Annotated in this window: 13 protein-coding genes, 2 tRNA genes and 1 pseudogene; 9 read left to right on the top strand and 7 right to left on the bottom strand. The window is 57.7% G+C overall.

The features are described 5' to 3' along the window. Window positions 1–8 precede the first annotated feature (8 nt). On the bottom strand, window positions 9–1,076 hold the full coding sequence (locus ACR0LZ_RS13975; protein WP_480750453.1) for a PA0069 family radical SAM protein: 1,068 nt from the start codon (window positions 1,074–1,076) through the stop codon (window positions 9–11). Between the two features lie 298 nt (window positions 1,077–1,374). On the opposite strand from ACR0LZ_RS13975, the gene ACR0LZ_RS13970 reads away from it, so the two are divergent. The 3 genes from ACR0LZ_RS13970 to ACR0LZ_RS13960 all read left to right on the top strand — a co-directional run bounded on the left by ACR0LZ_RS13970 (window position 1,375) and on the right by ACR0LZ_RS13960 (window position 4,006). Continuing rightward, the gene (locus tag ACR0LZ_RS13970) at window positions 1,375–2,073 is read left to right on the top strand and encodes a corrinoid protein (protein ID WP_480750452.1); all 699 of its coding nucleotides are present in this window, start codon (window positions 1,375–1,377) and stop codon (window positions 2,071–2,073) included. A 153-nt stretch (window positions 2,074–2,226) separates the two neighbouring features. Further along, window positions 2,227–3,264 carry a Hint domain-containing protein gene (locus tag ACR0LZ_RS13965; protein WP_480750451.1) on the top strand — a complete coding sequence of 346 codons (1,038 nt, stop codon included), beginning with the start codon at window positions 2,227–2,229 and terminating at the stop codon, window positions 3,262–3,264. A 76-nt stretch (window positions 3,265–3,340) separates the two neighbouring features. Beyond that, window positions 3,341–4,006, top strand: a complete 666-nt coding sequence (locus tag ACR0LZ_RS13960; RefSeq protein WP_480750450.1) for a DUF1638 domain-containing protein — start codon at window positions 3,341–3,343, stop codon at window positions 4,004–4,006. Between the two features lie 9 nt (window positions 4,007–4,015). On the opposite strand, the gene ACR0LZ_RS13955 is transcribed toward ACR0LZ_RS13960, so the two are convergent. Beyond that, complete coding sequence (locus ACR0LZ_RS13955) at window positions 4,016–4,426, bottom strand: SufE family protein (RefSeq protein WP_480750449.1); 411 nt, start codon at window positions 4,424–4,426, stop codon at window positions 4,016–4,018. 149 nt (window positions 4,427–4,575) lie between these two features. On the opposite strand from ACR0LZ_RS13955, the gene ACR0LZ_RS13950 reads away from it, so the two are divergent. Continuing rightward, on the top strand, window positions 4,576–5,085 hold the full coding sequence (locus ACR0LZ_RS13950) for a hypothetical protein (RefSeq protein ID WP_480750448.1): 510 nt from the start codon (window positions 4,576–4,578) through the stop codon (window positions 5,083–5,085). A gap of 6 nt (window positions 5,086–5,091) precedes the next feature. Here ACR0LZ_RS13950 and rnd read toward each other — a convergent pair whose 3' ends face one another. The 3 genes from rnd to purM form a co-directional block, all read right to left on the bottom strand. Beyond that, complete coding sequence (gene rnd, locus ACR0LZ_RS13945) at window positions 5,092–6,252, bottom strand: ribonuclease D (protein WP_480750447.1); 1,161 nt, start codon at window positions 6,250–6,252, stop codon at window positions 5,092–5,094. Between the two features lie 117 nt (window positions 6,253–6,369). Next, entirely contained in the window at window positions 6,370–6,966 is a 597-nt protein-coding gene (gene purN / locus ACR0LZ_RS13940; protein WP_480750446.1) for a phosphoribosylglycinamide formyltransferase, read from the bottom strand. After that, complete coding sequence (gene purM, locus ACR0LZ_RS13935) at window positions 6,963–8,009, bottom strand: phosphoribosylformylglycinamidine cyclo-ligase (protein ID WP_480750445.1); 1,047 nt, start codon at window positions 8,007–8,009, stop codon at window positions 6,963–6,965. Before purM ends, purN begins: the two co-directional genes overlap by 4 nt. Window positions 8,010–8,116: 107 nt before the next feature. On the opposite strand from purM, the gene ACR0LZ_RS13930 reads away from it, so the two are divergent. Continuing rightward, window positions 8,117–8,193, top strand: a tRNA-Ile gene (locus ACR0LZ_RS13930). Between the two features lie 32 nt (window positions 8,194–8,225). Here the strand turns inward: ACR0LZ_RS13930 and ACR0LZ_RS13925 are convergent. Together ACR0LZ_RS13925 and ACR0LZ_RS13920 are read right to left on the bottom strand one after the other, a co-directional pair. Next, window positions 8,226–8,453 (bottom strand): hypothetical protein, encoded by a 228-nt coding sequence (locus tag ACR0LZ_RS13925; RefSeq protein ID WP_480750444.1) that lies wholly within the window; start codon window positions 8,451–8,453, stop codon window positions 8,226–8,228. 95 nt (window positions 8,454–8,548) lie between these two features. Then, window positions 8,549–9,868 (bottom strand): ATP-binding protein, encoded by a 1,320-nt coding sequence (locus tag ACR0LZ_RS13920; protein ID WP_480750443.1) that lies wholly within the window; start codon window positions 9,866–9,868, stop codon window positions 8,549–8,551. 44 nt (window positions 9,869–9,912) lie between these two features. Between ACR0LZ_RS13920 and ACR0LZ_RS13915 the strand changes: the two genes are divergently transcribed. From ACR0LZ_RS13915 to ACR0LZ_RS13900, 4 genes and pseudogenes are all read left to right on the top strand, one after another. Continuing rightward, window positions 9,913–10,827, top strand: a complete 915-nt coding sequence (locus ACR0LZ_RS13915; protein ID WP_480750442.1) for an MBL fold metallo-hydrolase — start codon at window positions 9,913–9,915, stop codon at window positions 10,825–10,827. A 68-nt stretch (window positions 10,828–10,895) separates the two neighbouring features. Then, window positions 10,896–10,970 (top strand) — tRNA-Asn (locus ACR0LZ_RS13910). Window positions 10,971–11,014: 44 nt separating this feature from the next. Continuing rightward, window positions 11,015–11,245 (top strand): annotated as a pseudogene (locus ACR0LZ_RS13905) (DUF6538 domain-containing protein); the annotation flags it as partial. Between the two features lie 57 nt (window positions 11,246–11,302). Further along, a complete protein-coding gene (locus tag ACR0LZ_RS13900) occupies window positions 11,303–13,108 on the top strand; it encodes a site-specific integrase (RefSeq protein ID WP_480750593.1) in 1,806 nt (601 codons plus the stop codon). The last annotated feature ends 341 nt before the right edge of the window (window positions 13,109–13,449 follow it).

Here is a 13,449-nt window from a genome sequence, read left to right as displayed (position 1 = left end):
TTTCGTCTTCAGAACAGCGACAACTGATCGCCGGACTGGGCGGGCACCCGAAACAGATCGCACCTCAGTGGTGGTGTTTGGATCAACAATCCGATTCTGCGCGTTGCGGCCTTGAACCGCTGCGAAATCATTTCGGCATATTGCCCCTCGCCCCGCATGCGATGTCCCCAGCGTGGATCATAGTCCTTGCCGCCATGCATATCGCGTAGACGCGACATGATCTTGTCCGCGCGACCCTCATAGTGCTGCGCCAACCATTCCTGCCACAGCTGCGACACCTCGCGTGGCAGCCGCAACATGATCCAGCTGGCCGCATCGGCCCCCGCATCCCGCCCGGCCTGCAGCATGTCCTCCAGTTCGTGATCCGTCAGGCCGGGAATTATCGGCGAAGTCATCAGGCGCACGGGCACGCCTGCTCCGGTCAACCGTTCGATCATCTGCAATCGGCGCCTGGGCGCGGGTGTGCGCGGCTCCATCCTGCGCGACAGAACCGGGTCCAGCGTCGTGACGGATATCCCCACGCGCACCAACCCCTGCTTTGCCAAACGAGACAGAACATCCAGATCGCGCTCGATCAATGCCCCTTTGGTCACGATCGCCACCGGATGCCGAAATTCTTCCAGAACCTCCAGGCAAGCTCTTGTGATAAAGCGATTTTTTTCTACCGGCTGGTACGGGTCTGTATTTGTGCCCAAGGCAATCGCGCCAACCTTGTAGGACCGCGCACTCAATTCCCGACGCAGGATTTCAGCCGCATTCGGTCGCGCGACAAGCCGCGTTTCAAAATCCAGCCCTGGTGACAGCCCCAGATAAGCGTGCGTTGGGCGCGCAAAACAATAGGAACATCCGTGTTCGCACCCGCGGTACGGGTTGATCGAACGATCGAACGGCAAGTCCGGGGACCGGTTGAACGTGATCAGGCTTCGGGCGATCTCGTCGCTCACCACCGTGCGCAGTGTTGGCACGTCTTCTTCCAGATCCCAACCGTCGTCCACGGACACGGTACTGTGCTTTTCGAACTGTCCCGTTTTGTTCGACGTCACGCCCCTGCCGGGCGCATGTACGTGCAGCGGCATTGCAATCTCCCACATGAACCACAATCCATTTAGAACAATACGTGAACATCTGCAATATTCTCGGTCAGCCATTTAAGCAAAACCCAACCTTGTGCGAGTTGAAGCTGCACGAGATGGATATGAGGCGGCCTCAGCTTCTTTCTGAAGAACATTCAATCGATCTGAGGCAAAATATTTCCTATACGTCGGTTGCGTAGCGGCCCATGTCGCAATCGACACAGTGAAATTATGGCAAACTGGCAAAACGGACCAAATTGCCACTCGGGGGCTTTGCCCCTTTAGCTCAGGGAAACGGCTTATGTCGGATGAAGAAGACATCGTCCTGTCGGAATTGAACGACGAGGAACTCGTCGAACAGATGTTTGACGACCTTTATGACGGCCTCAAGGAAGAGATCGAAGAAGGCGTAAACATCCTGCTTGAACGGGGTTGGACACCGTATAACATCCTCACGAAGGCTTTGGTCGGTGGCATGACCATCGTCGGCGCCGACTTCCGTGACGGCATCCTGTTCGTTCCCGAAGTTCTGCTGGCCGCCAACGCGATGAAAGGTGGCATGGCCATCCTCAAGCCGCTTTTGGCCGAAACCGGCGCACCGCGCGTCGGCAAGATGGTCATCGGCACCGTCAAGGGCGACATCCACGACATCGGCAAGAACCTCGTGTCGATGATGATGGAGGGCGCGGGCTTTGAAGTTGTCGATCTGGGCATCAACAACCCGGTCGAGAACTATCTGGAAGCGCTTGAGAACGAAAAGCCCGACATTCTGGGCATGTCCGCTCTGCTGACCACCACCATGCCGTATATGAAGGTCGTGATCGACACCCTGGTCGAACAAGGCCTGCGTGACGAATACATCGTTCTGGTCGGCGGTGCCCCGCTGAACGAGGAATTTGGCAAGGCCATCGGCGCTGACGCCTATTGCCGTGACGCGGCAGTTGCGGTTGAAACCGCCAAGGATTTCGTCTCGCGCAAGCACAACCAGATGGCTGGCTGAAACGCCCCACCCACTCTATGAAAAGGCCGCCCGATCACGGAGCGGCCTTTTCCTATGACAAGTGCGTGAACCGCACCACAATCCCCGACCACCTAATTTACCCCATCTTAACCCCTTGTTATTTAGCGATAGTTAAAAGTTCCAGGGGTTCACATGCCAACTACATTCAACGCTATTTTTCTGGGTACATTTTCCGAGATCGACACTGTCGAAAGCAACAACAACGCAGAAAATGCAGAGGCTCTTGTTGGTCTCACGGTCGGAAGCGAAACCGAGCCATTGTATACAAACGCTGTTACCTGGAGTCCTGTCGGGGATGTCGGCACGTTCTATGACATGAACAACCCACCGTTCGAGCAATTCTCCATCGACAATGGTCCAGCGCAAACCTTTGACGGCGTGGCAATTTACAATGCCAAGCTGACTTATGTCGATGGCTCAACTGCCACGATATCCGCTGTGATTTCGCAAGACGTTGATGGAAATACCTATCTCGTACCCGAATTCTCGCCCAATACCGATCAGGATGCTCTCGAAGCCGGCGCTATACAATCGATTTCTCTGGACAGCGTTGCACGAAACACAGGCATTGCCGGCACCAACGCTGATCGGCAAGCATGGAACATAGTCACCTGTTTCGCCAAAGGTACACGTATCAAGACCGCCAAAGGCTGGAAGCGCGTCGAAACCCTCAGACCCGACGACCAAATCTGTACACTGGATAGCGGCCCGCAGGAGTTGCGCTGGATCGGCAGCCGTACGGTAGAGGCAACCGGCGCATATGCTCCGGTGCTGTTCCGCGCAGGCGCCATTGGCAACACCCGGGATCTTTTGGTCTCGCAACAACACCGCATGCTGGTGCGCAACTGGAAAGTCGAACTTCATACGGGCCAGCGCGAAGCGCTGGCACCTGCCAAGTCGCTGATCGACGGCAAGAATATCGTGTTGCAGCCCGGGGGTAACATCACCTATTTCCACCTGCTTTTCGATCGTCACGAGTTGATCTGGGCCGATGGGTGCATAAGCGAAAGCTTTCATCCCGGCGAATTGGCTTGGAACAGCATGGAAAAGGCGACGCAACAGGAAATCCTGTCTCTCTTTCCTGAAATGGAAGCAAACGGACTGGCCTCATATGGCCCCAGTGCCCGCCCCACTTTGTCTACGTTTGAAACTCAGGTGTCGGTTGCCTGATTTCCAGTGTCGGAACAGGACTTGCCCCGGCGGTCAATGAAGATAACTCTGAGTGCAACGCACAAGGAGATCTCGATTGACCGCACATCAACCGCCCCAGGATCGCCATCTTACGACCACCGGGTTCGACGCAAAGACCAGCTCGGGGCGTATCCTGCTGGTCGCATGTGGCGCGCTGGCGCGGGAAATCCTGGACATCCGCGACCGCAATGGATGGGATCACATGGATCTCACCTGCCTGCCAGCTATCCTTCACGTCACACCGGAAAAAATCACCGAGGCGGTACAACAAGCGGTCGCCAAGCATAGATCCAAATACGAGAAGATCTTTGTTGTCTACGCCGATTGCGGGACCGGAGGCTTGTTGCAGCGGGCCTGTGACGATCTGGGTGTCGAAATGGTTGCCGGACCACACTGCTATTCCTTTTTCGAAGGCAATGACGCTTTTTCGGCGCGCGACGAAAGTGACACGACGGCGTTTTACCTCACCGATTTCCTGACCCGTCAGTTTGATGCGTTCGTATGGAAACCTTTGGGGCTTGATCGCCATCCACAGCTCAGGGACATGTATTTTGGTAATTACACCAAACTGGTCTATCAGGCGCAGACGAACGATCCGGCATTGGTCGACAAGGCAAAGACCTGCGCCGCGCGGATGGGGCTGGAATTCGAATATCGCTTCACCGGTTATGGCGATCTTGAAACCACGCTTACCGATTGGTCTGAGCAGGTTTTAGAATAAAGGCACCGCTCACACGTTCTCTGATGCGACATCGCGGATACGTTCGATCATCGAGCGCAGACCATTTGACCGCTGGGCCGACAGATGCTCGTTCAGACCCAACCGCTCCAGTTCCGCCCGTGCGTCGACCTTGGGAACCTCACCCACTGGCAAGCCATTGTAAAGCGAGCGCAAAACCGCGATCAAGCCGCGCACGATCAGGGCATCACTGTCACCATCAAAACTGAAAACTCCGTTTTCGATGGTCGGATGCAACCAAACCTGACTGGCGCAGCCATGCACCTTGGTCGCGGGTACCTTGAGCGCCTCGTCAAGGGGCTCCATCGCCTTGCCCTGCTCGATCACATGACGATAGCGGTCTTCCCAGTCCTCCAGGAACTCGAAGTCTTCGACAATTTCCTCAAAGGCGGGGCTGGCCATGCGGCGATCCTCTCAAATCTTCGTCAAACTGTGACCTAAGCCCGCGCCAGGGCCGTGTCCAGCCCCGCCACGTCTTTTCAAGCCGGTTCATTTAGGCTAACCCGTTTTCAGGTTGCTCCTTCAACGTGTTGGTTGTCATGAACAAATCTTTGCCAGTTCTCCTTATGGTTGCCGCTTTGACGCTGTCTGCCTGCGGCAGTTGGCGCGACTCTCGCGCAAATCCGTCCAACTGGTTCGGCAAAAGCACGCCAAGCGAACCAACACAGGTTGATGAAACCAACGCACTGATCCCGCAAAGAGGCGGCAAAGGTCTGTTTGATGGGCCTGAAGCCGTGGACATCAGCGTTCCTATTGCCACGGTTACCGAGCTCCGGGTGGATCCCACATCGACCGGCGCGATACTGGTTGCAACAGGCGTTGCTGCCCGACAGGGTGCCTATGACGCACAATTGCGGCTGAATTCATCCGAAGAAGATCAAAAGAACGGCGTTCTCGCCTTCACATTCCGCGTTGTCTATCCCGATTATGCCACCGCGCAAGGGACGGAACGCACTCGCACAATCACCGAGGCGGTCAATCTGAGCAAACAGGATCTTGAGGGTATTCGGCTCATCCGCGTCTCGGCTGCGCAAAACGCTCGCGAAACCCGCAGGCGCTGACGCCGGTCAGCCCAGCGGAACGACCCGAACGGTCTGCCCTTTGGCTGCCAGCGCAATCTGACCGTCGCAAAGCCGCAGGGCGTCTTCTCCGAACACTTCATACCGCCACCCCGACAGCGATGGTACATCGCGTTCTCCGGCCGCAATCAAATCAAGCTCGGCGCTGTTGGCGATCAGTTTTGCAGCAACACCTGCGCTTTCAGTTTTCGATTTCAGAAGCACTCGCAGCAGATCGGCCAAGGCGGGGTTGACCTGAATCTTGTCCCGGCTCTTGTCGATCTTTGGCAGTTTGTCCGGGGGACATTCAATACCCTGCGCCACCGCCGCCAGAATGCCATCGGCAATGGCCCCTTTTCGCGCCTCGCGCAGCAGCAGGCGTGACCCCCCCAGATCGGCCGGGGTTCTGGGCTTGGTCGAGGCCAGTTCGATCAAAGCGTCGTCCTTGAAGACCCGGTTGCGCGGAACATTGTTTTCCTGCGCATAAGCTTCGCGGAATTTGGCCAGTTCCCGGACCATTGCAAGGAACTTGGCCGAATTCGTGCGTGTCTTGATGCGACGCCACGCCTCTTCGGGGCGAATGTCATACGTGGCCGGATCGGTCAGGATCTGCAATTCTTCCGCAACCCAGTGGTCCCGTCTGGTTTTCTTCAGCTCCGCCGCCAGGAACTCATAGATCTTGCGCAAATGCGTCACGTCCGCCAGCGCATAGGTCTTTTGCGCGTCGGTCAGTGGGCGGCGCGACCAGTCGGTAAACCGCGAGGTCTTGTCCACCCCCTGCTTGCAGATCTTGCGCACAAGGGTTTCATAGCCTACCTGCTCGCCAAATCCGCATACCATCGCGGCCACCTGGGTATCGAACAACGGTTCGGGGAATACACCGGATTCGACCCAGAATATTTCCAGATCCTGCCGCGCCGCATGAAACACTTTGACCACATTTTCGTTGCGAAACAGTTCCAGCAACGGTTCCAGCGACATCCCTTCCGCCAACGGATCGACCAGCACGGCGCTGTCCTCCCCCTCGGCGGGAAGGGCCAATTGAACGAGACACAGTTTCGAGTAATAGGTCCGCTCGCGAAGAAACTCGGTATCGACGGTGACATAAGGGTGCGCGGCGGCGGCCTTGCAGAATTCCGCAAGCTCGGGCGTGGTGGTAAGGGTTTTCATAAGCGGTTTTGTTTCTTGCACTTTTTATTCATTCCAAAACTCAAAGACCCCACACATCCCCGAGCAATTCCTGAACCATAGGACAAAGCTGGCGCGGCTGTAAACGCCGACAAGGGATCACGGCAACAGAACCGGCGTTGTGTTGCCAGAAGAGAACCGCCGCAAAACCGCCGGATAAAGTTTATGTTCCCACTCCAGCACCCGCGCCGCGAGGGATTCGGGCGTATCGCCGGGTTCGATCTGAATTCGCGCCTGCCCCAGAATGGGGCCGTCATCCAGCGCTGCGGTCACCTCGTGCACGGTGCAGCCGTGTTCGGCGTCACCCGCCGCGATGGCGCGCGCATGGGTGTTGAGCCCCTTGTACTTGGGGAGAAGCGAGGGATGGATATTCAGCATCCGTCCCTGAAACTGTGACACGAACCCGCCTGTGAGCACGCGCATGAACCCGGCGAGACAGACAATGTCGACTGCGGCCTCCAGCAACGGTTTCACCAGTTCGGCCTCAAACGCCGCGCGATCCCCGCCAAAAGGCCTATGATCGACAACTGCGGTCGGCACACCGCGATCCGCCGCCTTCTGCAATCCGCCGGCCTGCGCGTCGTTCGACATCACAAGGCACGGTCGCGCCGGGTGGTCACCGGACATGCTGTCGACCAGCGACACCATGTTCGACCCCCCCCCGGATATCAGGATGGCAACGCGCTTATGACTCACAACAGCGCGCCTGTGTAAGTCACACCGGGTGTTCCGGTTACGCTGCCGATGCGCGATACGGTTTCCCCTTCGGCCCGCAGCAGCGCGGCCAGATCATCGGCTTTGTCAGGCGCACAGACAACAATCATGCCTACACCGCAATTGAAGGTCTTGAGCATCTCGGCCTCGGCTATACCACCGGTTTCGGCCATCCACCGGAACACGGGTGGCAGATCCCACGCATCAAGGTCAATGGTCGCTCCAGCGCCTTCCGGCAGGACCCGCGGCAGGTTCTCGGTAAGCCCACCGCCGGTGATATGGGCCAGCGCATGCACGCCCCCCTCCCGGATCGCCGCCAGAGCAGATTTCACGTAAAGCCGAGTCGGCGTCAGCAGCACCTTTCCCATCGCGCCTTCGGCAAATGGACACTCCGATTCCCAGTTAAGTCCGGAATGTTCCACCAACCGGCGAACCAATGAATAGCCATTGGAATGGACCCCGTCCGAGGCCAGCCCAAGCAGCACGTCACCCTCCTGCACGCCCGCAGGCAGCGCCGTTCCGCGCTCCATCGCGCCGACAGCAAAACCTGCCAGGTCGAAATCCCCCGCCGGATACATCCCGGGCATTTCTGCCGTCTCACCACCGATCAGTGCACAGCCCGAGCGCACGCAGCCTTCGGCAATGCCTTCGATGATCCGCGCGGCCGTTTCCGTCTCCAGCTTTCCTGTTGCGAAATAATCAAGGAAAAACAAAGGTTCCGCGCCCTGACAGATCAGGTCGTTCACGCACATCGCCACCAGATCGATGCCGACCCCGTCAACCACCCCGGTATCAATGGCAATCCGCAGCTTGGTGCCGACACCATCGGTTGCCCCCACCAGAATCGGGTCGCTGTATCCAGCCGCCTTGAGGTCGAACAACGCGCCAAAACCGCCCAGCCCGCTTGCCACGCCAGGCCGGTCGGTTCGCTTTGCCGCAGGTTTGATACGGTCGACCAGTGCGTTGCCCGCATCGATATCCACGCCCGCATCGGCATACGTCATGCCGCTTTTGCCCGTTGTCATGGCTGAACCCTCATGAATGCTTTGAGCGCGGGTTAGTCGATTGTGCGCCTGCATGCAACGGTCAGGCTTGACGCGGGCGACACGCGTGATACGCAATGCGCTCAGGCGGGCCTGTAGCTCAATTGGTTAGAGCAGAGCGCTCATAACGCTTTGGTTGGGGGTTCGAGTCCCTCCGGGCCTACCAATCCGCCCTTTTCACTTACGAAAACTGCGTTTTTAGCCGCCGACATAGACACCGTCCTTTGGACGATAGAAAATCTTCTGATCGTGCAATCGGCCTAGCAGGTCATGGATTCGGCGCACGGTTTCTGCGCGTTTGGCTCGGTTTGCGTCATCCTCTTCCGCCGGTCGGTGTGAAATAGACGCCGAGGCGGTCCGCAAGGCCATTTCGATCAGATCCACATCCTCGACCGACAACTCGAACATGTCATTGAACTGCGGCATTCTATCCCTCCTTGGCTGGCGTCTCGGTAAATTGGGTTCATTCGAACCGGGCGCATTCCCCTTATACCATCCGATCTGCCAAAGCGCTCCGGCTTTTACCGCGCGATAACGATATCCGCGCGCAAACCGCCCAGCTTTTCGCTTTCGCCCAACCGCAACATCCCCCCATGGGCACGGGCCACATCGGCGACAATGGCCAGGCCCAGCCCAACACCGCCGCCCTGATTCTGATTGCGCGCGGGATCAAGCCGCGCGAATGGTTTGATCGCCTCGCCGCGCTGTTCGACCGGGATGCCCGGCCCATCGTCCTCGACCCGAATGCGCAGGGATTTCGACGTGACGGCACAGCTCACGTCGGCCCTCGTGCCGTAGCGCACCGCATTGCCGATCAGGTTCTCGACCGCCCGTCGAATCGCCGTCGGACGCAATGTCACAGGCTCCGAACCCTCGCATGTGCCCAATTCCACCTGACGCCCTGCCCGTCTGGCATCCTCGACGATCTGGCCCAGCAACGATGCTATGTCGACCGCTTCGGGTGCGCCTTCCGAGGCTCCTCGCGCGAAATCAAGAAATGTGTCCAGCAAACGCTGCATTTCATCGACGTCCTGCAATAGCGGTGCCGCCTCGTCGTCGGGCATCATCGCGAGCCCGAGTTTCAGACGCGTCAACGGCGTGCGCAGATCGTGGCTCACGCCAGACAGCATCAGGGTACGTTGTTCGATCTGCCGTTCGATCCGGGCGCGCATGTCCAGAAACGCGCTGCCGGCGGTACGCACCTCTATCGCGCCTCGTGGTGAATAGGGCACCACTCTTCCCCGCCCGAACGCCTGCGCCGCGTCCGCCAGTTTGGCAATGGGTTTGAGCTGGTTGCGCATGTAAAGAAAGGAAATCGACGTCATCAGCACTGCAAAAAACACCATCGTCACGATCAGCTGATGAGGTGCTGCGGGCGACAGGCGGCGACGGTCGAACGTCAACTGCAACGCACCAAGACGCGTATTCAGAATCACCTCGGTTTCGCGGCTGCTGGGCAAAAGCACAGCTCTCGCATCTGGCAACAGCCGGTGTATGTTTTCCTGCACGATCTTTCCGGTCAGATCGTACCAGCGCCGCATATCCCTATCGGGAACCTCCGGCATTTCCAGAAACCGCGCCTGCATGTCAAGCGCATTCAGTGTCGGCCCCATTTTGGCAAGCGCGTCTTGCCGGTTCGAGGTGCCTTGCATCTGATCCTGCAGCAAACTGATTTCGCGTGACACCGTCAGCGTCATCTGCATGGTAACGTCTTCCAGATGGCGCTGCAGAAACGCTACCGCAACCACCAGCAGAACCACCACCATCGGCAGCGCCAGGATCAGGGCCGCTCGTGCATAGAGACTACGCGGCATATAAGGTTTGAGCCAGCGGAAGGACATGCGCTAAGCGTAGCGGGCCACCGGAACAAGAGGAAGAGGTCAAGATGCAACCGCCCGACGATTTCCAACCGCCTGTCGGCGTACCCTTCGAACTTGAACCGGGCCTGCGCCGCATCCTCGCCCCCAACCCCTCTCCCATGACCTATCGCGGCACCAACACCTACCTGGTGGGGCATACCGATCTTGCAATTATCGATCCGGGTCCATTGCAGAAGGCCCACCTGGCCGCCATTCAAGCCGCATTGCTGCCCGGCCAACGCATCAGCCACATTTTCGTCACCCACACACATCTGGATCATTCGCCGCTGGCCGCCCCTTTGGCCGAACAAACCGGAGCAACCGTCTTCGCCTTTGGTGGGCCAGAGGCCGGGCGCAGCGCCGTGATGAGGGAACTTGCCGCCGACGGCATGGCTGGTGGCGGCGAAGGCATCGACAAAGACTTTCGCCCGGGTGTCGAGGTCGCGGACGGCGAGATCGTCCAGGGTGACGGTTGGGAACTGGAAGTCATCCACACACCCGGACATCTTGGCAATCACATAGCCTTGGCGTGGCGCGGTCACTGCTTTACCGCTGATCACGTGATGGGCTGGGCCAGCTCTCTGGTGTCTCCGCCGGACGGCGACCTGACCGATTTCATGGCGTCCTGCCGCCGGTTGCGCAAAAAAGATTGGACGGTATTCCACCCCGGCCATGGAGCCCCGGTGATCGACCCCGCGGGTCGCCTCGACTGGCTGATTTCGCACAGGCTGGGACGTGAGCGCGCGATACTGGAACAACTCGACTCTACCCCGCTCACTGCCCGCGAACTGGCAGAGCGCATCTATACCGACACACCCGTGGCACTTCTGCCCGCGGCCGAACGCAATGTTTTTGCTCATCTTGTTGATCTTTTGGGGAAATCCAAAGTTCAACCGATCGATTCCCTGTCTTCGGCCTCGCGGTTTCGGCACAGTGGTTAAAAATGTGCGTTTCCCGTGCCGAACCCTCTGGACGCCGAAAACCGGTGTTGCTATACGGCGCGCACCGTTCCGGCGTAGCTCAGCGGTAGAGCAGTTGACTGTTAATCAATTGGTCGTAGGTTCGATCCCTACCGCCGGAGCCAACTTCCTCATAAGAAGTTGGAAATAAACGACAAAGCGCTCCGCCTTGGGGCGCTTTTGTCGTTCTGGGCACATTCTCTGTCACATCCGATTACACAAACCCCATGCGGGAGTCGGAGCATTGAGAAGATCAAACACATGCCTGCATCTGGAACGCAGACCATCGTCGTTTTACTGGCGACGGCGCGTCCCGGAACTTTTTTCAAAAAACGCCTCAAACCGGTTTTTCGTATTTTCCTTGAAGACCGATGTGGTTCGTGAGGCCGAGGTGCTGGCCCGCCGCTTGACGTGGCTCAGCTCCCTTGCCTTCGACTATTCGAGGGGCGTTGCGAACATGGAAACAGGTCTGATGGAACGGGTTTTGACCGAGCTGGTGCGATTTGAAATCGCAGCGTCGGATTATGCACGCACCATTGCACCTGAACGCACCCGTGAAGAAGCGCAACAGGCCCTGCAACGCGAACACGCGCTGCAAGCGACTCTGCGAGACGCCCTGCTTTTGCGCAATCGTGAGGTGGCGCGAGAGCCTGTCCGCGCGGCGGCGGAGCGCCTGGGCGTGCAGGTTTCGGAAGATAACAGTGATTGGGTGGCTCTGGCCTATGAGGCGACCCGCGTTTTGCTGGATCTCAGTGTGGAGCGGTCAAAGCGCGATCAGGGTGTTTTCACTGCGCCCAGTCACTTCTTTGAGGCGGCTTTGAAAGCGGACTCTGCACCCTCAATGCCTGATTATCGTGTGGAACCTGCGGCCACAGCGATGCACGCAGCGCCGGTTGCTCAAGTGGTTGCAGAGCCAGCGACCGTAACCACTTCTGCGCCTGCCAGCGCGCCACTGGCCGCGTCTGAACCGATCCAACCTTCGCCCCCGAAGCCGACGAAAAAGGCGTCTATCAAGCTATCGGAAGCATATGAGAAATACAGTGAGGCGCGTTTGGCGGGCAAAGAGGGCAAGCGACCGGAAGAGCTTGCAGTCAAAGCCAAAGGCGAGTCTTGGGAACGGAACTCGTTTTCAAATCTGAAGGCCAACGCCAAGCTGATGATCGACGTCATTGGCGACAAACAGCTATGCGATTTGACGAAAGCGGATTTCATCGAGGCGTTTTCGATCATCCAAAGGGTGCCAGCGAACCACGGCAAATCCTCCAAGGAAATGCGAACGATCCGTGAAATCGTTGAGGCGACAGATTTTGACGAGCAGAAAAACAAGGCACGCGTTCATGCGCAATTGAAAAAAGCTGGTGCAAGTCAGGGCAATATCGAAGCCGCTGAGCATCAGGAAAACATTGCGCGGCTTCGTGTGAACACGGTCTATCGGCATATGCAGGACGCCCAGCGTGTCGTGCGCTATATGGAGGCCCTTGGCTACCTCTCAGAGAATTTCATGGAAAATGTGATGTGGTCCAAGGGGGAACTGGAACGTCTCGAAATTCTGCAAGAAGACAACAGTCGCAAGATCTGGGGAGATGAGTTGCCGAAGCTGTTCCGAACCCCGCTATTCCAAGGTCGGATTGCCGACATTGGCGATCCCATGTTCTGGGCAGTGATCATTGCGGTTCTTCACGGTCTACGTGAAGAAGAGGTGCTACAGCTGCGCCTTGATGATATCCGGACTGAAAACGGTATTGTCTATTTCGATATCAAGGTAGGCGCACCATGGCAGCGTTTGAAATCCAAAGCGGCAACGCGCCGTGTGCCTCTCCACAACAGTCTGATTGCACTTGGTTTCCTTGATTTGGTGGCTATGCGGCGGCGCGAAGGTGAGGATCGGCTATTTCCGCACCTGACGCGTGGGAAAAACCGCAAAACCCTGTCAGAGAACTTCACCAAGGATTTCACACGCTTCCGCAAGGCCAACGATGTCTATGAAAAGCGCATCGACTTCCACAGCTTCCGCACGCAGTTCAATGTCGAACAGATCAAGGCCCGCACCGACAGTGAATTGCGCCATATTCTCATGGGGCACGAGATGGAGACGGTGAACCTCAAGCACTACGGAGGCGATGGCCATGATCTCGAATATCTGCACGAGATTGTGCAGCGCGTGGACATCGACGTTTCGATGATCCAAAGCCCCTTTGCCCATGGCGAGAAGGCGAAAGTGTCTGACTTGGAGGCAACGAGAAAACGCTTGCGTGTGGTGTGATCTGCGCACCTTCCTTTGCACAGGAAATTTGGGCGGTAGCCACTTGGAAACAGGTGGTGAGTTTGGGCAGACGGGGCAACCTGTTTGCCCTTAATCACATCAAGGCACTGTCATTTCCCGATTTCTGGATTTCTATGTTTCGTCATTTCCGCGTGGGTATTTCTTCGCACAATCAGTCCCTTAACGGTTCAAAATTGTCACGCATGCAGGCTTTGCGTAGGATCTGGCGACTGAGTCGGACACATGAGCCATCGTTCAGCCAGAGCCGTCCTTTCTTCGGCTGCTTGTGCGGGACCTTCAGCCCCTCTCGCTTCCATAGACGTTCGATACGGCCATCGCTG

The organism is Ruegeria sp. CI1 (assembly GCF_056536925.1).
The sequence above is the reverse complement of the archived record's forward strand: the minus strand, read 5'-3'. Positions and strand labels throughout refer to the sequence as shown.

Bases quoted from the DNA above. Each gene is read 5' to 3' on its own strand.
- ACR0LZ_RS13955 (WP_480750449.1), bottom strand. From the start codon at position 4,426: ATGGCCAGCCCCGCCTTTGAGGAAATTGTCGAAGACTTCGAGTTCCTG.
- ACR0LZ_RS13920 (WP_480750443.1), bottom strand. From the start codon at position 9,868: ATGTCCTTCCGCTGGCTCAAACCTTATATGCCGCGTAGTCTCTATGCA.
- ACR0LZ_RS13965 (WP_480750451.1), top strand. From the start codon at position 2,227: ATGCCAACTACATTCAACGCTATTTTTCTGGGTACATTTTCCGAGATC.
- rnd (WP_480750447.1), bottom strand. From the start codon at position 6,252: ATGAAAACCCTTACCACCACGCCCGAGCTTGCGGAATTCTGCAAGGCC.
- ACR0LZ_RS13915 (WP_480750442.1), top strand. From the start codon at position 9,913: ATGCAACCGCCCGACGATTTCCAACCGCCTGTCGGCGTACCCTTCGAA.
- ACR0LZ_RS13970 (WP_480750452.1), top strand. From the start codon at position 1,375: ATGTCGGATGAAGAAGACATCGTCCTGTCGGAATTGAACGACGAGGAA.
- ACR0LZ_RS13925 (WP_480750444.1), bottom strand. From the start codon at position 8,453: ATGCCGCAGTTCAATGACATGTTCGAGTTGTCGGTCGAGGATGTGGAT.
- ACR0LZ_RS13900 (WP_480750593.1), top strand. From the start codon at position 11,303: ATGGAAACAGGTCTGATGGAACGGGTTTTGACCGAGCTGGTGCGATTT.
- ACR0LZ_RS13975 (WP_480750453.1), bottom strand. From the start codon at position 1,076: ATGCCGCTGCACGTACATGCGCCCGGCAGGGGCGTGACGTCGAACAAA.
- purM (WP_480750445.1), bottom strand. From the start codon at position 8,009: ATGACAACGGGCAAAAGCGGCATGACGTATGCCGATGCGGGCGTGGAT.